The organism is Streptomyces sp. M-16 (assembly GCF_052114405.1).
Classification (GTDB): Bacteria; Actinomycetota; Actinomycetes; order Streptomycetales; family Streptomycetaceae; genus Streptomyces.
Window position 1 is genome coordinate 93,037 of record NZ_JBFRER010000027.1, and the last position, 19,423, is coordinate 112,459.

Here is a 19,423-nt window from a genome sequence, read left to right on the forward strand (position 1 = left end):
GCTTCCCTCCGGACGGCGAACGTGGGAGGCTCACGCGACGGGCCTCCGGTGCGGGGCTCTGCGTGACAGTCTCTGGAGCCCCCGCTCCCTGGGTCTGATCGGTACCGGCGGTGATCGTCACTCGCGCTCCAGCTCACACCCGGGCCGTTCGTACGGCCCTGCGTGCACGCCAGCATCTGGCTCAACAGTTCGACCCACCAGGCACGTTGATGGTCTTCATACGCGGGGAGACGCAGAATTGACGGGGTCTTGACGGCGCCCTCTGTCCGTCGGCTCCGCAGCACTCACGCCTCGAAGCGGTACCCCATGCCGGGGGCGGTGATCAGATGGCGCGGGTGTGACGGGTCCGCTTCCAGCTTCCGCCTGAGGTGAGCCATGTACACCCGCAGGTAGTTGGTCTGCGTTCCGTAGGACGAACCCCACACCTCCTGGAGCAGACGCCGCTGGCTGACGAGCCGGCCGCGGTTGCGGATCAGGACCTCCAGCAGATGCCATTCCGTCGGCGTGAGCCGGATGCTCTTCCCTCTGCGCCTGGCCTTCTTCGCGAGCAGGTCGACGGTGAACTCCTCGGTCTCGATGACCGTTTCGTTCTCGGCGGCCGACTCCTGTGTCGGTGTGCGGCGGATGACGGCTCCCAGCCGGGCCAGCAGTTCGTCCATGCTGAAGGGCTTGGTGATGTAGTCGTCGGCGCCCGCGTCCAGGGCCTGGATCTTCTCCTCGGAGCCGTGGCGGGCGGAGACCACCAGGACGGGCACCTGCGACCATCCGCGCAGTTGCTTGATCACCTCGATCCCGTCCATGTCGGGCAGTCCGAGGTCCAGCAGGACCACGTCCGGGCGGCAGGCCGCCGCGGCCGCCAGGGCCGTACCCCCGTCCTGCGCGCAGTCCACGTCGTACTTCCGCGCCTTCAGATTGATCACCAGCAACCGCGCAAGCTGCGGTTCGTCATCCACCACCAGCACCCGGGGCATCGTCGTGCCGCCTTCCTGTTGTACGTCCTGTGAGTACGGATAACCGGAGGGAACATCGATTTTCGGCCGCCTCGGCAGGCGTTGACGACGTCCATACGGCCGTGGGTGCGACTTTGACGGCATCCTTACGGCGAGGCTCGCGCGGCAGTGCACGGGACGGCCGTCCGTGATGCGTCCCGGCTCCAGCCCGCCCCCCCGCGGTCCGGACTGTGCGTGGTCTCGTCGCTGATCGTCACGCGCCCTCCAACCTCGCATCACGGACGGTCGTCCGCTTCCCCCTGCCACTCAGTCTGCGATCACCGCCGTGCGCCACCGCACCAGGTTGACGCCCCTCTTACGGCAAACCCGCACTTCCTGACGCGCTGCTGATGGCGGGCATCGGGGTGCCGTAAATGAGTCGTAAACACCACCGGCATCGGACGTAGCATCGGTGCGTTTGCTGTGATCTACGTGGTTCACGAGGGGGAATGTCATGGGCATCGGCGGCAGGCAACGGGGGAGGTTCCTGGCCCTTGTTGCAGGTGGGGCGGTTCTTGCCTCGGGCGCGGGGTTGTACGGATTGAGCGCGACGGGCAGCTGGCCGTTCCACGCAAGCTACTGCTGGGGAGCGTGGCAGGAGGACAGCGGTCCGTCCTTCCTCGGTGATGAGGCGCTCGGCAAGTCCGGCTCCGCGCGCCGGGCCACCGAGTCGGCGCCGCCCTCGTCCACCAGGCCGACCGCCACGTGCACGGTCACCGTCGCCTCGTCGATGCCCGATGACGACTCCACCGAGCCGCTCACCTTCGATGAGCGGGTCACCCTCCAATACGGCCCCGTCCCGGCCTCGGCCGAGGAGCGCCGTGCGTGGATGGCCCACTTCTTCGACGGCTCGGCCTCTCCGTTGCCCGACGGACTGAACGGGCTGGTCGGCGGCGATCGGGCCATGCTCGTGCTGCCCGAGGCCTGTGATGTGGACGGCAGACCGTCCGCAGTCACGATCCGGAGCGAGAGCTGGGGCGACGGCCACCTGGGGAAGAAGGCCATGCCCTTCACCATCGGAAACCGGATGGACGTCGCCCGGATGCTGCTGGACGCGGCCGGCACCACTGCCTCGAAGGCGGGCTGCAAGCCCGCGAAGCCGCTGCGCCTGTCCTCGCCGATGGCGGTCACCGCGGAGAAAGACGAGAGGGCCTCCACTCCTCTGTGCCGGATTCCGGGCGTGACTTTCGAGTTCGGCAAGGACTCCACCTATCAGCAGCAGGTGGGCGTGGTCGGTGAGCGGCTACAGACCTGTTCGGTGGTGTGGCGCTCCCGGGGGGTGCCCGATGAGCCAGCGGCGCAGTTCGTGATGGCGTCCGAGCCCCGCATGGTCGCACTGTTCGACGGGCTTCCCGAGGGCAACGGTCAGGGACTGGTGCGGGCCACCTGTGGCGGTCGGAGGACCGTGTTCTACGGGAACGTCGAGCCCGGCCTCAAGGGCCGGAGCCGCCCTGACGACCAGCAGGTGTTCGCGAACTTCACCGCATCCGTGAGCAAGCGCATCGGGTGCCAGGCAGGGGAGAACCGGTGACCGCAGACAACAACGGCAGCGCGGCGGACAACGGAAAGAGCGTGACACCGGCAGTGGACAACGAAACGACCCCGGACCGGCAGCCGGACAAGGAGCAGGACCTGGTTCCCTCTCCCGCGCGCCCCTCGTTGGTGCGTCGGCTGCTGCGGAACCGTACCGTCCGGGGCACCGCCGCGGGCGTCCTGGTCGGCGGCCTTCTCGGTGCCGGCGCCGTCGCCTGGCGTACGGACACTCTGCCGCTGCTCGGCCCTGCCCCCTGCTGGGATTCCCTCAGCGACTCGACCGTGTCCTCCCTCTTCGGCGACCGCAGGACCGAGGTCGAGGAGCAGGTGCTGCAGTCCGACCCCCACGGCCTCGGACTGTCCTACGGCCAGTGCCGCATCACCAGTTACAAGGACCACAGGGCCAGAAGGCAGCTGAGCGTACGGGTGCACAAGCTGGACGGTCTCTACGGAAGCGACGGGCGGCAGTGGCCCGAGGAGTTCCTCGCGGCCGGCATGGTGGCACTCGGGGAAGGCCTGCCGGGCATGGCGTCCTCCTCCCGCGCCTGGGTGGCTCTTCCCCAGTCCTGCACCGGCAGGCCCGCCCAGTTCGAGGGCCCGGTCGTGGTCGACGTCGGCATGGGGCCCGCGGGTCTTGACATCTCTTCGGAGTACGAGAGGGAGGACCGCGCCGCTCTGGCGCACGCTGCGGTGGATGCGGCCAACGGCGTCATACGCGAGCTGGGCTGCTCCGGGGTCTACCGGTCGCCGGAACTGCCGAAGGACGTCGTCGCGTGGCGGGACACACAGCCGGACGCCTTCTGCGGGATCAAGGGCCTCGCCCTCCCCGCCGCCTACCGCGAGAGCCTGTCACGTACCCGGGTCAGCGGCGACGGCGGAGCCGCCCGGATCTGCGAGGCCGCCGGGAGCTACCCCAGGGCCGCAGTCCGGATGACGACCGTCGTGGACCCGGCGCTGACCGCCGTCTTCTCCCAGGATCTCCTCAAGGGCGGCTCGTCCTTCAAGGGCACCAACGGGTACGGATCGTTCAACGTGAGCCGGGCCGTGTACCGGGCGCGGTGCCAGACCGGGGACGTGATCTTCATGCTGGAGCAGAAGGACAGGTTCGGGGAGCAGGACTTCACTTTCGTCCGCGACCTGCTGCCCGCCTACGTCGAGGCCGAGTCCAGCCGTATCGGCTGCGGCCAGGAGAAGGTGACACTGCCCCGCGGGTGAGCCGCGGGTGGCGGAGCGGGTTGTGCGGCCCGTGATCGGTAACACCCGTCGTGGCCGGGGCCGGTCATGCCGGTATCAGAGCTGTGTCAAGGACTGGGCGACCTCCTTGATCCTTGTCTCACCAAGCAGTTGGATGAACGACGTGAACAGCGGACTGCTCCACGACGACCGGCCACCGCATACGGTGCGCCCGGCCTCGCGCGCTGCTCACCTGCCGGTGCGCTGACGCACCGATCGCAATCCGCGGCCGCCAACAGTCACCCGTAGGGCGGGCGGCCGCTTCCGTCCCGTGCCTGCCCCCGCCCCGGGCAGGCACGGGACCTCGCACGCACCTCCTCGCCAAACCTGCAGGTGCCTGCGCCCGTCGGCCACAACGCCTGAAGGCGAGCCACGGCCCGGAGCTGCGCAGCCTCCTGCCCTGTACCGCCCGCTCCCCCTGCCCGAGAACCCGTTGCCGCTCCACCTGGAGACATTCGTGATCGAGATCTCCCCGCAGCAGTTCCCCGCCCTGAGCCGTTGGTTCCCCACCAGCTCACCCGGTCCCGCGGCTCTCGCCGAGCACGTACTGACCACGGGCGTCGGCCTCTGGTGGGCTGACCACCCCGACCGGCCTCGCGTCCTCGCCGTCAGCTGCGCGGACCACGTGCTGCTGCGCGGCGATCCCAGCGTGCTCACCCAGGACGCACTGGCCCGGTTCGCCGGCCGGTACGTAGAGACGCCCGCCCGGTTCTGGCCGTCGCTCGGCTCGGCATTCGAACGCGTCGTCCCCTGGGAACGGATGCTGTACGTCCACCAGCCTCAGGCACCGGTGTCCCTCCCCCGCACCCCGCGTGGCGTAACGGTGCGGCGGCTGACTCCCCAAGACGTTCCGGCACTGGCCGCGATGGACTCCGAGAACGCCTGGATTCATGCCAGTTGGGGCGGACCCGGCGGGCTCGCCGCCTCCGGCCACGGCTGGGCCGCGTTCGCCAAGGGGCGGGCCCTCTCCGTCGCCTGCACCTACTTCCTCGGCAGCGCCTACGAGGACATCGCGGTCGTCACCGTGCCCGATCGCCGCCGTGAGCGCCTCGCACTGGCCTGCGTCGCCGGCCTGGCGGCCGACATCCAGGCGCGGGGACACACCGCGAGCTGGTGCTGCTCACGCGACAACCGGCCCAGCCGACTGCTGGCCTGGACGGCCGGGTTCCGGCTGACCCGTGAATACGTCCACCACGTCACCGGCCGGGCCTTGGCAGAGGAGGTCGGGCACAGGGCAGCGGAGCCGCCCAGCCGCCGCGCCGCCGCGCCCGCCCTCGCGTCGCAATGACGGGGTGACGCAGCCCGCGCGCCGGCTCAGTGGGTGCGCTGCCCGCCCAGGGCGTTCAGCAGGGCAGCGCCCCGTTCGGCATCGTCCACGCTCACCGCGAACTCGCTCCCCCGCCGGGGGTGGATCACCAGGCACTCTCCGCCGCGCAGCATCACCGTCGTGCCCATGCCGCTCAGCCGATACCCCCATCCCCCCACCTGGGCGGGGGTGCGGTTTTCGGCACGCGCCGATTCGATGTCCTCGGCCGGCCAGCGCCGCACCGGCCAGCCGAGCGGACCGAAGGCCACGTCCAAGCCCTTCTCGGTGACGCGCGCCTGTACGGAGGCACACGAGAGAGCCGTGACGGAGACCGTGGCGAACGGTGCGACGACCGTCCACTCCACCTCGATCAGGCCGCTCACCGCGACGAGTACGGCAGCGAGCGCGACCAGCCCGGACAGGGCACCGATCCAGCGGAGCCACGGATTCGTCGTACGGGAAAGCCACACGAACCTCTCGCCGACCGGAACGTCCATGCTCGGACCGCCCGCAACCGCGTGCGCCGCCGCAGCCGGCCCGCGGCGGGCAACCGCCCACCCGGCCAGCCCCGCCACGGTCGCCACCCCGAACGTCAGCACCGTCCAGAGACCCACGGAATCGGCCTGCCGCCAGTCCGTGTGATCCAGGTTCGCCCGGACAATGGACGCCTGCGCGCCAACGAGGAGGACACCGCTGGACAGCAGTGTGGATACGGGCCAGCCCCGCATCGCCGGACTTGAGGTCGCCCCCTCACGCCACCGCGCGAGCACGACGGTCAGCAGCACCAGGACCAGCCAGATCAACCCGGGAAACAGCGCGGCTGCCCACAGCGGCATCGAGCCGTCCGGCCCGCCGGAGCCGGCGCCCCAGTGAGTCGCCAGCCGCTCCGGCAGCCGGTCACCGGCGGCCCAGGGAAGTGCGACGAGCGCGGCTAAGACCGCCACCGCCCAGATCGCAACACCCCACCGTTCTCCGCCCCTTCGCTCCGTACCGTCTTTCATGCCAGCCCCCTGATCATTTCCATGAGATCTGCCTTGCTGTAGCCCAGATGTGCCGCGTCCCCGACCAGTTCGCGCACGCGGTCGAGCAGCACCGAGCGCTGGTCCGCCCCCTCGGCCACGGTCACACCGCGACCTCGGCGGAACTCCAGCAGTCCCTCGTCGCGGAGCCCTCGAAGACCGCGGAGGACCGTGTTGACGTTCACGCCCAATGCCTGGGAGAGATCGCGCGCCGATGGCAGGCGGTCACCCGGGGCGCACTCGCCCTCGGCGATGGCACGTCTGATCGCACCCGCGACCTGCTCGTGCAGAGGGCGGTTGTCCGCGACGTTCAGCTTCAACAGCATGGTGTTAATGAACCTATCACCATCGTCACCACGGACGCTCCAGGGGATCCACCGGGCAGAACCCGTGTGGGGCCGCAGCTCGACATCATCTCGCCAGGTCCAGCCGCGCCTCCTCCAGGTCCAGGGAGCGCTGAAGGCGTCGGCGGGTGGTGTCGCTGATGTGGTGTTCGTCGTAGAGACGCTGGAGTTCCACGGCCTCCACCCGGATCAGGTCACGGCGCAGCAACCGGTAGACCTGGTCTGCGGATTCAGTCAGGTCGGCTTCCTCAAGGCGGTCGCGGGCGTGTTCGAGTCGGGCCTGGAGGCTGCGCCGGAGCCGGTCGGCAACGACGTCCGGTACCGCTTCGAGGTCGGACACCTCGTCCAGCCGCCGGATGCCGGCTGCGGCAAGGGCGCACCGGGCGGAGGCCTCCTCGCGTTCGGTGTGATCCGGTTCGAGGGCGATTCCGGAGCGACGGACCACGTCGGCCAGGGTGAAGCCCTGGGCGACGAGGGTGACCACCACCACCGACGTGGTCAGGACGAGCACGAGCGGGCGCTGGCCCAGGAGGCTGCCGTCGCCCTCCGCGACCGGGATGGAGAGGGCCGCGGCCAGTGGGACAACGCCACGCGTGCCCGCCCAGGTCAGCACGGCCGGGACGCGCCAGGAGGGACGTACGCCCGCGTTCCGCTGGACGACGGCCGAGAGGGGCAGGACCCACAGCAGGCGAACGGTGATCAAGGTCGCGGCGACCGCAAGCGCGTACAGCGGCCAGAGCCCGTCGGCAGCGGTCAGCGCGGCGACCTGGCCGGGCAGGGTGAGGCCGATCAGGCTGAAGACGACGCTCTCCAGCAGGAAGACCACGGTGCCGTTGACGGCGTGCAGCTGGATCCGTATGCGGGCATTGGTGAACCGGTCCGCCCGGCCTCCGAGCACCACGCCCGCCACGACAACGGAGGTCACGCCGGACGCGTGCACCGCTTCGGCCAGCACGTAGGCGGCGTACGGGGTCACCAGGGCGATGACGGTCTCCAGTACGGGGTCCTCGGTCCTGCGGCGCATCAGCGCAACGACCCCGGCAACTGCACCTCCGATGAGGATGCCGCCGCCGGCGAGCAGCGCGAACTCTGCGCCCGCCGCCTGCCACGACACCCCGCCGGAGGCCGCGGCAACGACGATCGCGACCCGGAAGAGGACGAGCGAAGTGGCGTCGTTGAAGAGGCTCTCGGCCTGCACGAGGACCTGGACGCGGGGAGGCAGGGCGAGGCGCCGACCGAGCGCGGTGACCGCCACCGGGTCCGTACTCGCGAGGACGGCCCCCAGGACCAGCGCCATCTGCCAGGTCAGCGGGGTGAGCAGCGACGCGACCAGACCCACCGCGGCCGCCGAGGCCAAGACCAGACCGACCGCGAGCACGCCGACCGGCTTCCATACCAGCCGCAGCTCGCGCCAGGACAGTTCCTCGGCGCTGGCGTACAGCAACGGCGGCAGAACGATGAGGCCGATGGCCTCCGGACTGACCCGGATCTCCGGAGTGCCCGGTATCAGCGCGACGACGAGACCGGCGACAACGAGCAGTGAGGGTGCGGGGATTCGCCAGCGGCGGGCACCTGTGGCCACGACCGTGGCCAGCACCACGAGGAACAAGACCGTACCGACGCTGCGCATTCCGCCCCCACCCGAGTCGACGCGGACCATGCGGTCACGCGACGCCGACCAGGCTTCCCGGCACACCGCCTTCACCCTATCGATGCAACGGCCGTCAATACACCATCAAAGTCCCGGTCGACTCGCGTCAGGAGTGCGTCAGGGCCGTTCCCTTCGCGTCATCGCTGCTGTTCGCTGGTGAAGTTGAGGACGTGCGGAGGAGTCGGGTACGGGTGAGCACGGAAACTGTCGTAGGCATCATCGTCGCGGTCAGCCTGGTCGGGTACCTGGTCCTGGCCTTGTTCTTCCCCGAGAAGTTCTGAGCATGACGACCACGCACGAGGCGGGCCCGGTGGCCGGCGCGGGACACCCCCCTGCCGTACGGCCGGGGAGGCTCAAGGTCTTTCTGGGTGCGGCCCCCGGCGTCGGCAAGACGTACCGGATGCTCGACGAGGCACACCGCCGGGCCGCCCGCGGCGCGGATGTGGTGGCCGGTTTCGTGGAGTGCCACCGGCGCCGACACACCGAGGTGAAGCTCGACGGCCTGGAGATCCTCACGCCGGCCGAACAGGAATACCGTGGCGGCCGGTACACGGAGCTGGACCGGGAAGCGCTGCTGGCGAGGCGGCCGCAGGTGGTGCTGATCGACGAACTCGCCCATACCAATGTCCCTGGGGGCGGCCGGCACCCGAAGCGGTGGCAGGACGTCGAGGACATCCTCTCCGCCGGGATCGATGTCGTCACCACGCTCAACATTCAGCACCTTGAGTCGCTGAGCGACGTCGTCGAGAAGATAACCGGAGTCCCGCAGCGCGAGACGGTGCCCGACGAGTTCGTGCGCCGCGCCCATGAGGTCGAGCTGGTCGACATACCGCCCGAGGGCCTTCGCCGCCGCATGGCACACGGCAACATCTATCCCCCGGAGCGGATCGACGCCTCGCTCGCCAACTACTTCCGCCCCGGCAATCTCATCGCGCTGCGGGAGCTGGCCCTGCTGTGGCTGGCCGGGAGGGTGGACGAGGCCCTCCACAAGTACCGTACCGAGCACGGCATCGGAGATGTCTGGGAGACCCGGGAACGCGTCGTGGTCGCCCTCACCGGCGGTCCCGAGGGCGAGACCCTCATCCGTCGCGCGGCACGCATCGCCGGCCGGTCCGCCGGGGGTGAACTGCTCGCCGTGCACATCGCGCGCAGCGACGGGCTCGCCGCCGGGGTCTCGCACGCGGCTCTGGTCGGCCAGCGGGCCCTCGTCGAGCACCTGGGCGGCACCTACCATTCCGTCGTCGGCGACGAAGTACCCACCGCACTGGTGGACTTCGCGATGGCGGAGAACGCCACCCAGCTCGTCCTCGGTACGAGCCGCCGCCGTCGGCTGGAACGTTTCCTCACCGGACGCGGGATCGGCGAGACCGTCGTGGCGCTGTCCGAGGACATCGACGTCCACATGGTCACGCACGAGCGGGCGGGCCACGGCCGGCTGCTCCCGTCCCGGCGCCGCACTCTCCCCACCTCCCGGCTCATCGCCGGACCCGTGGCCGGCGTGGTGCTCCCGGTGCTGCTCACCCTCGGCCTCGACCGCATGCGCGGCACGCTGAACCTCACCAGCGAGGTGCTGCTCTTCCTGGTGACCGTCGTGGGCGTAGCTTGCATCGGCGGAGTGGCATCCGCGCTGATCGCGGCGCTGACCGCCGCACTGCTCCTCAACTACTGGTTCATGCCGCCCRTAGGCGAGTTCACCATGAGCGACCCGGACAGCGTGCTGGCGCTGGTGGTCTTCGCCGTCGTCGCCGCCACTGTCGCCGCCGCGGCTGACAGGTCCCTGCGGCTCTCTCGCCGTGCGGCTCGAGCCACGGCGGAGGCGGAGACGATGTCGTCCCTCGCCGGCAGCATCGTCCGCGGCGACCAGACGATCCCGGCGCTGCTGGAACGTACGCGTGAAACATTCGGCATGGACACCGTCGAGCTGGCTCCCGAAGCCTGCGACACAGGCAGCGCGACCGACCCCGCCCTCGTGGTGGCGGCGGGCCCCGAGGCCTTCCTCGTCCTGCGCGGCCGTACGCTCCCGTCCTCCGAACGCCGCGTGCTGGCCGCCTTCTCCGCGCACGTCGGCGCGGCCGTCGAGCGGGCCCGGCTGGCCGAGGCCGCCGCCGAGGTCGAACCCATCAAGGCCGCCGACCGCCTCCGCACCGCCCTGCTCCGGGCCGTCAGCCACGACCTGCGGACCCCCTTGGCAGGGGCGCTGGCCGCGGTCAGCTCACTGCGCAACCAGGAGATCGAGTTCTCCGCCGAGGACCGCGCGGAACTGCTGGCCTCCGCCGAGGTGTCCCTGAACCGGCTCAACCGCCTGGTGGAGAACCTGCTCGATCTCAGCCGCCTCCAAGCCGGAGCCCTCACGCTCGACCTGCGGGCCACCACACTGGAGGAAGTCCTGCCGGCCGCGCTGGACTCGCTGGACCTGACGCCCGATGGCGGGCCCGCCGTCGATGTGCAGAACCTCGAATCGGTACCGGCGCTTCAGGCCGACCCGCCACTGCTGGAACGGGTGCTGGCCAACCTCGTCGGCAACGCGGTTCGCCACGCACCTGCGGAGCGCCCGGTGCTGGTGACAGCCAGCGCCCTGGCCGGGCGGGTCGACATCAGGATCGCTGACCGCGGCCCCGGGATCGCCGCCGACGACCGCGAGCGCGCCTTCGAACCGTTCCAGCGCCTCGGCGACCGCGACAACACCGCCGGACTCGGCCTCGGCCTCGCCCTGGCCAGGGGACTCACCGAGGCCATGGACGGCACGCTCACACCCGAGGACACCCCCGGCGGAGGACTGACCATGGTCCTGTCCCTGCCTGTCGCCACCGATGTGACAGCAGGGCGGCTCTGACCGCATGTCCGCAACCCTCCAGCTCCGAGCGCGAGTCGGGCAGCGCTCCGCACACATGATCATTTGTGGTGACGACGGCCTCGCACACCGCCTGGCACAGGAACTCGACGCCGTGTGCGGCGAGGCCGTCACGGTCGTCCTGCCGTCGCGCCGCGAGGGGCACGGCGCCGAGGTCGTCGCCCTGCACCGGGATCCGCACTCCCCCGTGGAGCTGCTCATCTCCGCGCGGCCCGACGAGCAGACCCTCCGGGAGGCCGGCGTCGAGCGTGCCGCGGCGCTTGCCCTCACCTACGGCGACGACCAGATCAACATGACCGCTGCCCTGCTCGCCCGCAGCATCAATCCGTCCGTACGCCTGGTCATCCGCATGTTCAATCGGGACCGCGGTCGTCATCTCGAACTGCTCCTCGACCGGGCGGCAGCCGCGCACGCCGGGGGCGACGACGCGTTCATCGACGCGTCCACGACGGTGCTTTCCGACGCCGACACGGCCGTCCCCGAATTGGTGGCCGCCGCGGCAGTCGGGCACGGGCCCACCCTCCAGGTCGAGGGCAAGGTGTTCCGCGGAGTGGTCCGCCCAGCCGGAACTCCGCCCCACGCGACGGACTTGGCCACGCTCGCCGTTCTCTCCGGTACACACATGGACGACCCGATGGGCGAGGACAGCGCTGAAACGCCGGGCGCCACCGGCACCCAGCTGCTGCCCGACACCGCTACCGCCTATCACCGGCAGTTCACGCACGGCCGGCTCATGCTCGAAGAGGTCACCCACCACCACGCGCCGGCCTCCCCCGCCAGGCGGCGGGCCTACCGGGGCTGGCTGAGCGACCGGCTCGGGCACCTGCCCTGGAAGATCTTCGTATCCCGTGAAGTGACCGCCGTCTTCGGGGTGCTCGCCGCGGCTGTGGTGCTACTGGCCACCGCGACGGCCGTCGTGGAGGACGGACCGTTGTGGAAGTCGGTGTACCTCCCCCTGCTGGACATCTTCACCATGGGCGACCCGGCAACCGAAGAGTCCACGGCCCGCCAGGTCCTCCAGCTCATCGCGGGTTTCGTCGGCCTGGCCGTACTACCTCTCGTCGTGGCCGCCGCCATGAACGCCACCCTGGCCTTCCGCACGGCATCGGCCAACCACGTACCGGATACGGGTCTGCACGACCACATCGTCCTGGTCGGCCTCGGCAAGATCGGCACGCGCGTCCTGGCGCAGCTGTGTACGACCGACCACAAGGTCGTGGTCATCGAGCGGGACCCGCAGGCCCGAGGGGTCGCGCTGGCACGCGAGCTCGGAGTGCACCTGCTGCTCGAGGACGCCGCCGCTCCCGGGGTCCTCGATCTCGCCCGCATCGGCACCGGAAAGTCGCTCCTCGTCCTCACGCACGACGACGGCGAGAACCTCGACATCGTGATGGCCGCACGCGAGAGCAACCCCCGTGTGCGCGCCGTGATGCGCCTGTACGGCGACGACTTCGCCGCCACCGTCTCCCGCACCATGCGCGCCGGTTACCCGAACGCGCTCACCCGCAGCCGCAGCGTCTCGGCGCTGGCCGCGCCCTCCTTCGCCGCCGCGATGATGGGCCGCCACGTGCTGGGGGTCATGCCGGTGGAGCGCGGATCCCTGCTCTTCACCGTCGTGGACGTCGCCGGCCACCCGGAACTCGAAGGGCACTCCATACACGAGGCCTTCAAGGAACACGAGTGGCGCGTACTCGCCGTCGGCCCCACGACCAGCAGGCATTCGGCCTCGTCGACCGACACTCTCGGCGGATTCCGCGTGGACCGGGCCGCCTTCGACTGGCGCCCACCACACGGTCGGGTCCTGCGCCATGACGACCGTGTCGTGCTGGTCACCACACGGCGCGGTCTGGACGTTCTGATGACCGGTGTCCAGCCCCGTCCCGCAGGCCGCCGGCCTCATCCGGCCCAATGATCTCGCTTGGACCGAACTCGCTCACCGATCAAGTCACTTTCACCACGGGGGTCCTATGTCATTCGATGCCGAATGGGCAGAGCTCAAGTCAGCCGCTGCTGCGAACCAGACGGCAATGCGGCTCAATCAGCTCGATCCCGGAGGGGGCGGCGGGCCCGGGCCACAGGGGGATCTGGTGGTCACCCAGAAGGACCTGGCGGCAGTAGGAAACGCCGCATTCAAGCTGCGGCAGAGGCTCGGCACCGATGGGGACCATGCCAAGGCCAGTACGCACGAGGCGGCCGGCTCCTTGAAGAAGGACTTCGCTCTGGGGACCGCCCTCTCGACGCTCGCGGACAAGTGGCACGACCAGGTGGGAACGCTGCTGGACGCCTGCGCCCACATTTCCAACCACCTCGACTACACGCAGAACGCGCACGCCGAAGGCGAGTACTGGATCGCCACCCAGTTCAAGTTCGCGCAGCTCAATACAGGATTCGAGGAAAGGGCGCACCACTGATGGACCTGGACGCACTGCGTTTCGCGGACTTCTCGAAGCTGTCAACCGCCGTCGCGGACTGGACGGCCATGGCCACGAAATTGTGGGAGCTGGAGTCGGATGCCCGTGGCGACCTCGGCGGTAAAGCCGCGAAGGCCGACTGGGCTGGGGTGAACGCGACCGTGACCCGGGAGTTCATCGGCAAGACCGCCAAGGAGTTCGCCGACGCCGCCACCGAGGCCACCAGTATCGGGAACATCCTGCGTGACACCCACGGTGAGCTCGTCGACTACAAGGCCAGGCTGAACGAGGCCATCCGGCGCGGACTGGAGAAGGACCTCACCGTGGTGCCGGCGGGCAATGGCGGCTTCACCGTCACGATGAACATCCACCCAGACCGCGCCGCCAAGGGCACGACGGTGCCCGAGCACACCGAGGCCGATGCGACCGCCCTCCGCGACGAGGTACAGCGGATCCTCGGGGGCGCCACCGAGAGCGACACGACGGCCGCCCAGGCGCTGACCATGCTGGTCAGCCAGACCCCGTACGGCTTCTCCGACGCCGCCTACTACGACCGCGACCGCGCCGCGGACGCCATGAAGGACGCCGACCGGATCGCGAAGCTCCTGAAGACCAAGGGCGACGACATGTCCCCCGAGGAGTTCGACAAGCTCAATGCCGACCTGGCCAAGTACAAGGACGACCGGCTCTTCCAGGAGCAGCTCGCCACCACCATCGGCCCGCGCGGCCTGCTCGACTTCTGGGCGGACCTTGCCGACCCCTCCGACGGCGGCACCCTGCAGCGCTCCCGCCACGACCAGCTCGGCGACTTCCAGCGCAACCTCTCCCTCACCCTGGCCGGCGCCACCCAGTCCGACAGCCCGGCCATGCGCACCTGGGAGAACGACATGGTCAAGCTGGGCGAGGAGCGCATCCAGACCCGCGGCAGCCAGGTCTACGGCTACCAGGTGATGAGCAACCTCATGCGCAACGGCGACTGGGACAACCGCTTCCTGAACGACTACGGCAACGCGCTCGTCGCCACCGAGAAGAAGATGAAGCTCCCGGCCAACTACTGGAACGGCGGCGTGCCACCAGTGCCCAAGATGAACTTCATCGGCGAGGACTTCGGCCGCGACCCCATGACCGGCTTCATGACCGCCCTGGCCGCCAGCCCGAACGCCGCGACGGAGTTCTTCAACGCGACGCAGCCCACCGACAACGCCCAGTACGTCCTCGGCGACCGGCAGACCTTCGACGACACACCCCTCAACACCAAGGACGGCAACGCCGCGCGGGATGCCACGGGAGCCGCCCTGGTCTCTGCAGCCACGGGAGTCGACCCCAACGACCCGACGGCGCCTCCCGCAGAGCTCACACCCGAACATCGTCAAGTCCTGGACCGCTCACTGAAGTACCTCTCCGAGCGCGGCGACGACTTCCCTTCCGAGATGCGCGACGACATGGCCAAGGTCCTCTCGGCCCACAGCGACGTCGTCCACCACTCCGCCAGCACCCTGTCGGCCACACACGACGACCCGCGACTGCTCGACCGCCAGCAGCTCCTGGAGGTCAGCAAGCAGCTCTCGCGCGACCAGAACGCCTACGGCGTGCTCAACGAAGCCATGAACCGTGAAATGATCAAGGACATCTACGGCGACCAGCCCAGGGACCCCAAGGAGACCCTGCAACGGGCTGGCAATACAGTCGGGTTCCTCGAAGAGGCCCGCTACCAAGCGCTGAAGGCCGACAAGGATGACCCCACCTGGGAAGCCAAGTGGCTCTACCACGGCTTCGGCGGCGCCGCGAACTTCATTCCCGTCGTGGGCGACATCGCGCAGCGAGGTGTCGACGCGCTCGCCTATCAGTGGCAGATCGACGAGCAGGCACGTATCGACCAGGGCTTCCAGGCGAAGAACCAGGACGTGTTCCTTCTCCGGGAGAACCAGCTGAGGGCCCTCTCCGAGGAGTGGGCCAAGGCCAACCCCGGTCACGGCAACGACCCCTACACCCTGGAGAACGAGATCAATTTGGCGGCAGTGAACGGGAACAAGCGCGCCAAGGGCCTGGCGGGTGCCCCGTGAGGCGCCACATCGTCGCGGTGACCGTCACAGCTGCTCTCCTCGCCGTGGCAGGCTGCTCGAATCCCTCGAAGTACGCGATGCCGGGCGATGTCTGCGGGGTCCCGGTACCTCCCTCTGCCCTCGAACCGCTGCTCCTCCCGGGCGAGAAGCTGGAGCAGTCGACCGCCCTCTCCAGGCCGGGCGCCGCGCACTGCTTCGTGCAAGTGGACGAGGAGACGGTCTTGAGTGTGCAAGGGGAGGTCATCCCGGCAGGGACGGACCCGAGCGTGCGGAGGGAGTGGCAGGTGCACGGTGCCACGAAGATCGACGTCGGTGATGCCGCCCTCGTCAGCGACATCAACGTGGTAGCGGTCGCGCCCTGCGTCTACGAGGGCGCGAACCGCAGGTTCGTCGTCCAGGCCGAGCGCTTCTACCCGAATCGCGACGACGCGGCGAAGCGCCGCGAGGCCCTCACCCACTTCATGACGGCCTACTTTCCCGCCGCCAAGAAGGCTGCGGGCTGCACCTCCTGACCGGGGAGCACGGACACTCAAAAACCTTCGACTTAGGACGCAGCTGTGCATCACGACGACGAACCGGTCTTCAAGCGGAGCAAGTGGGGAACGAACCGCTACTACTACAACCCTCGCAACCCCGTCGGGCTCGCCCTCATCGTCATCACCGTGCTCGTCGTCGGGACGCTGCTCATCCTCATGGCCAACCGGGCCGGACCGTTCGAGCCACCGCCTGCCCCCGCACCGTGGAATCCCGCGCAGGTCACCACCGGCCCGCCAGGCCACTGAACGGCTTGGGGTTGGTCTCGAACCGGAGCGCCGTCAAAATGCCGTAGCCATCACATCAGCGGTGCGTCAGGGTCCGGTGTCGAGGCCCGTACCGGCCCTAACGTCACCCCCATGGGACGACGTTTCGCGCAGTCCGCGACCGGAATTCACACCGGCGCGGAGCCTCGAGGGCCTATCGCACGCGACATCCACTGGGCCGGCGAGAGGCGGTCGGCCGTCGGTGTCGCGTCCCTCCTGTACTCGGCCCTGCTCGCCATGGACGCGGGTTTCGGCGAGCTCGACGCGACCCGCGGCGCCCTCTGGACCGGCCTGGCCGCCCTCCTCTTCGTGATCTTGCTGCCATCCAGGGTCTCCGTAGGTCCCGGTCTGCTGAGCGCCCGAGGACTGCTGGTGGAACATGCTGTCCGCACCGACTCCCTCGTCTCGGTCAGGTGGTCCGACGGGGTGGCCCAGCGGATGATCCTCCGCGACACGGAGGGAAGCCAGGTCGAGATCGATCCGAACGTCCTGGTCCGCAATCCCGCGATGTGGCGCCGGGTCGACACGGACACCCGCACATCGATCCAGCGCGGCACTCTGCTGTGCGGCGAGAGCGCCCTGCGCCGGCTGGCAGAGCGTATCGACCGCGAGACGGCCCTCACGGTCTTCAAAGTCTCAGGCCTGCAGTGATCGACGGTCGGTGACTTCTGTGCACCCGGGCAGTGGCTGACGCGAGTCACTGATCCTCCGTCGGGGAGGGCGCAGACGGGGTGATCGGCCGTCGGGAGGCCGCTGCCGGAAGCGTGAGCGTCACGGCAAAGCCGGGGCCGACGGGTGCGGTTTCAAGGGCGCCCCCCATGGTCTCCGTGAGGTCACGGCACATCCGCAGGGTCAGACTGTCCGGCGTGCGACTCGCATGTGTGCCGCGTTCCGCTCCCTGCACTGCGTCGTTGGTGCCGTCCGTCATGTAGATCTCCACCTGACCAGCCCGGGTCTTGCCTGTCAGCCGCGCGGGCCGGTCCGGCGGGCTGTGGCGCTGGGCCTCGGCCGCCAAAGCGGTCAGCACGCGAGTGAGCACGGCCGCGTCGGCGATCACGTCGGGCAGCAGCTCCGGCAGGCTGCATTGGATCGCATGGCCACCGGGACCCAGGTCGTCCAGAACGGCGGTCAGCAGCTCGTCGAGATCGACCGGTCGCAGATACAGATCCAGTGCCCCGGCGTGCAGGCGGCTCAACTCGTCGAGGTCCGAGAGAAGCTGGACCGCACGCCGCACCGACGACCGGGCTATGGCGAGGTTCCGGCTCTCTTTCGAATCCGTGCCGACGCCTAGGCCATCCAGCGCTTCGTCGGCTGTGCGCAGTGGGCCCCGCAGATCGCGGCTCGCGGTGAGGAGGAGCGAGGCCCTGGTGTGCTCGGCTGCGGCACGCAAGCCCGTTTCGGCATCGTGGGCAGCAAGCCGGCCGTGCGAGTAGGCCATGCCCAACTGGGCCGCGCACGCTCCCAGTACGCGCTGGTCATCGCTGCTCAGCGGGCGCCCTCGGGCAGCCAGGGTGAGGTCGTCGCCGACGGGGCTGTCCACATCAGCGTCGTACGGGCGCTCGGGTGGATCCTCACCGGTGCTGGCGACGACGTACCAGCGGGGCTCGGCGGCATGCCCCGTATCGCGTTCCAACAGACTCACCGCATCCAGGCCGAAGTCCTCCCGTACCTGTTCGAGCAAGGCCGGCAGGTCCTGGCCGTGGATCATGGCGGTGGCCAGCCGACTCAGTGCCCGGGCCTCGGAACTCGCGCGGACGGCCCGGTACGTGCTGCGTGCGGCCGCACCCGCGGCCATGCCGACGATGACGGCCGTGACGACGTACACCACCAGCGCTATGACGTCGGCGAGGTGCTGGACGCGCAACGAGTGCATCGGCGGGGTGAAGTAATAGTCGGCGAGCAGTCCCGCGGCAAGAGCGGCCACCAGTGCGGGAACGAGGCCACCGACCAGGGCGACCACGACAACGGCGAGCAGGTAGAGCACCAGGGCGAGGGAGAGGTCCACGTGCTCGCCCAGGAGAACCAGGAGGGCGGTCAGGCCCGGGAGCGTGATCGCCGCGAGCAGCATCGCCGTCCAGAAGCGCCGTGGGCCGGTGGCGCGGCTCGGGTGCGGCAGTCGCAGCGGGGAAGTCGAGCCGGCGGCGTGCTCATGGGTGATCACGAGTACGTCGATGGGGCCGGAGCGCCGGATCGTCCGGTGCCCCACACCGCCGCGGAGGAACGTGGAGAGCCTTCCGTGGCGGCTCGCGCCGATCACGATCTGCGTGACGTTCTCGGCCTCCGCGAACTGGAGCAGCGCCTCGGGGATGTCGTCGCCGGTGGTCTGGTGGTAGCTGCCGCCCAGTGACTCCACCAGGGCCCGCTGGGCGGCGAGGGTGGCCGGATCGCCGTGGGTGAGGCCGTCGCTCGGTACGACGTGCAATGCCAGCAGCTCGCTGCCGGGGACTCGGGCGCTGATCCGGGTGCTGCGGCGGATCAGAGTTTCTCCCTCGGGGCCGCCGGTGAGGGCGACCATGATGCGCTCGCGGGTTTCCCAGGGGGTGGTGATGCCGTGTTCCGCGCGGTAGCGCTGCAGTCCTTCCTCGACGCGGTCGGCGAGCCACAGCAGGGCGAGTTCGCGCAGGGCCGTGAGGTTGCCGACGCGGAAGTAGTGGGTGAGGGCGGCCTCGATGCGGTCCGAGGGATAGATCTCGCCGTGCAGCATGCGTCGGCGCAGCAGCTCGGGCGGCAGGTCCACCAGTTCGATCTGGTCCGCGCGGCGTGCCACCTCGTCGGGCAGGGTCTCACGCTGCGGGACACCGGTGATCTGCCGGACCACGTCGCCCAGGGACTCCAGGTGCTGGACGTTGAGCGTGGTGACTACGTCGATCCCCGCGTCGAGGAGTTCCTCGACGTCCTGCCATCGCTTGGCATGGCGGGAGCCGGGCACATTGGTGTGGGCCAGTTCGTCGACCAGGGCGACCTGCGGCTGGCGGGCGAGCACCCCGTCGAGGTCCATCTCGGTGAAGCTCGCCTCCCGGTACTCCATGGCGCGCCGGGAAATGATCTCCAGCCCCTCGGCGAGGGCAGCGGTGGGCCGCCGCCCGTGCGGCTCGACGAACCCGACGACCACATCGGCACCGGCCGAGGCCAGCCGCTGCCCTTCCTCCAGCATCGCGTACGTCTTTCCCACCCCCGGGGCGGCCCCGAGGTAGATCCGCAATCGCCCACGCGCCATCGACGG

At 69.7% G+C, this 19,423-nt stretch carries 16 protein-coding genes; 11 read left to right on the top strand and 5 right to left on the bottom strand.

Translation table 11 applies throughout. The features are described 5' to 3' along the window. Positions 1-284 precede the first annotated feature (284 nt). Positions 285-971 (bottom strand): response regulator, encoded by a 687-nt coding sequence (locus tag AB4039_RS15010; RefSeq protein ID WP_442270930.1) that lies wholly within the window; start codon positions 969-971, stop codon positions 285-287. A 472-nt stretch (positions 972-1,443) separates the two neighbouring features. Between AB4039_RS15010 and AB4039_RS15015 the strand changes: the two genes are divergently transcribed. From AB4039_RS15015 to AB4039_RS15025, 3 genes are all read left to right on the top strand, one after another. Next, entirely contained in the window at positions 1,444-2,520 is a 1,077-nt protein-coding gene (locus AB4039_RS15015) for a hypothetical protein (protein ID WP_442270931.1), read from the top strand. After that, the gene (locus AB4039_RS15020; RefSeq protein ID WP_442270932.1) at positions 2,517-3,737 is read left to right on the top strand and encodes a hypothetical protein; all 1,221 of its coding nucleotides are present in this window, start codon (positions 2,517-2,519) and stop codon (positions 3,735-3,737) included. Before AB4039_RS15015 ends, AB4039_RS15020 begins: the two co-directional genes overlap by 4 nt. A gap of 475 nt (positions 3,738-4,212) precedes the next feature. Next, positions 4,213-5,043 carry a GNAT family N-acetyltransferase gene (locus AB4039_RS15025; protein WP_442270933.1) on the top strand — a complete coding sequence of 277 codons (831 nt, stop codon included), beginning with the start codon at positions 4,213-4,215 and terminating at the stop codon, positions 5,041-5,043. 26 nt (positions 5,044-5,069) lie between these two features. Here AB4039_RS15025 and AB4039_RS15030 read toward each other — a convergent pair whose 3' ends face one another. From AB4039_RS15030 to AB4039_RS15040, 3 genes are all read right to left on the bottom strand, one after another. Beyond that, positions 5,070-6,062, bottom strand: coding sequence for a DUF1648 domain-containing protein (locus AB4039_RS15030; protein ID WP_266843976.1), 993 nt, complete (start codon positions 6,060-6,062; stop codon positions 5,070-5,072). Then, positions 6,059-6,406: a GntR family transcriptional regulator gene (locus tag AB4039_RS15035; RefSeq protein ID WP_124289571.1), complete on the bottom strand. Its 348-nt coding sequence runs from the start codon at positions 6,404-6,406 to the stop codon at positions 6,059-6,061. Before AB4039_RS15035 ends, AB4039_RS15030 begins: the two co-directional genes overlap by 4 nt. Before the next feature lie 85 nt (positions 6,407-6,491). After that, positions 6,492-8,054 (bottom strand): Na+/H+ antiporter, encoded by a 1,563-nt coding sequence (locus tag AB4039_RS15040; RefSeq protein ID WP_442270934.1) that lies wholly within the window; start codon positions 8,052-8,054, stop codon positions 6,492-6,494. A gap of 212 nt (positions 8,055-8,266) precedes the next feature. Between AB4039_RS15040 and kdpF the strand changes: the two genes are divergently transcribed. The 8 genes from kdpF (at position 8,267) to AB4039_RS15080 (ending at position 16,851) form a co-directional block, all read left to right on the top strand. Beyond that, positions 8,267-8,356: a K(+)-transporting ATPase subunit F gene (gene kdpF / locus AB4039_RS15045; RefSeq protein WP_107093322.1), complete on the top strand. Its 90-nt coding sequence runs from the start codon at positions 8,267-8,269 to the stop codon at positions 8,354-8,356. 2 nt (positions 8,357-8,358) lie between these two features. After that, positions 8,359-10,908 (top strand): ATP-binding protein, encoded by a 2,550-nt coding sequence (locus AB4039_RS15050; RefSeq protein ID WP_442270935.1) that lies wholly within the window; start codon positions 8,359-8,361, stop codon positions 10,906-10,908. A 4-nt stretch (positions 10,909-10,912) separates the two neighbouring features. Beyond that, the gene (locus AB4039_RS15055) at positions 10,913-12,838 is read left to right on the top strand and encodes an NAD-binding protein (protein ID WP_442270936.1); all 1,926 of its coding nucleotides are present in this window, start codon (positions 10,913-10,915) and stop codon (positions 12,836-12,838) included. Between the two features lie 55 nt (positions 12,839-12,893). Beyond that, positions 12,894-13,337 (top strand): hypothetical protein, encoded by a 444-nt coding sequence (locus AB4039_RS15060; protein WP_266843968.1) that lies wholly within the window; start codon positions 12,894-12,896, stop codon positions 13,335-13,337. Then, positions 13,337-15,400 (top strand): hypothetical protein, encoded by a 2,064-nt coding sequence (locus AB4039_RS15065; RefSeq protein WP_442270937.1) that lies wholly within the window; start codon positions 13,337-13,339, stop codon positions 15,398-15,400. Before AB4039_RS15060 ends, AB4039_RS15065 begins: the two co-directional genes overlap by 1 nt. Then, entirely contained in the window at positions 15,397-15,912 is a 516-nt protein-coding gene (locus tag AB4039_RS15070) for a hypothetical protein (protein WP_266843966.1), read from the top strand. The genes AB4039_RS15065 and AB4039_RS15070 overlap by 4 nt, the downstream gene beginning before the upstream one ends. A gap of 45 nt (positions 15,913-15,957) precedes the next feature. Then, positions 15,958-16,182 carry a hypothetical protein gene (locus AB4039_RS15075; protein ID WP_266843964.1) on the top strand — a complete coding sequence of 75 codons (225 nt, stop codon included), beginning with the start codon at positions 15,958-15,960 and terminating at the stop codon, positions 16,180-16,182. 111 nt (positions 16,183-16,293) lie between these two features. After that, positions 16,294-16,851, top strand: coding sequence for a hypothetical protein (locus tag AB4039_RS15080; RefSeq protein ID WP_266843963.1), 558 nt, complete (start codon positions 16,294-16,296; stop codon positions 16,849-16,851). 46 nt (positions 16,852-16,897) lie between these two features. Here AB4039_RS15080 and AB4039_RS15085 read toward each other — a convergent pair whose 3' ends face one another. Continuing rightward, positions 16,898-19,417: a DUF4118 domain-containing protein gene (locus AB4039_RS15085; protein WP_266843962.1), complete on the bottom strand. Its 2,520-nt coding sequence runs from the start codon at positions 19,415-19,417 to the stop codon at positions 16,898-16,900. Positions 19,418-19,423: the final 6 nt, after the last annotated feature.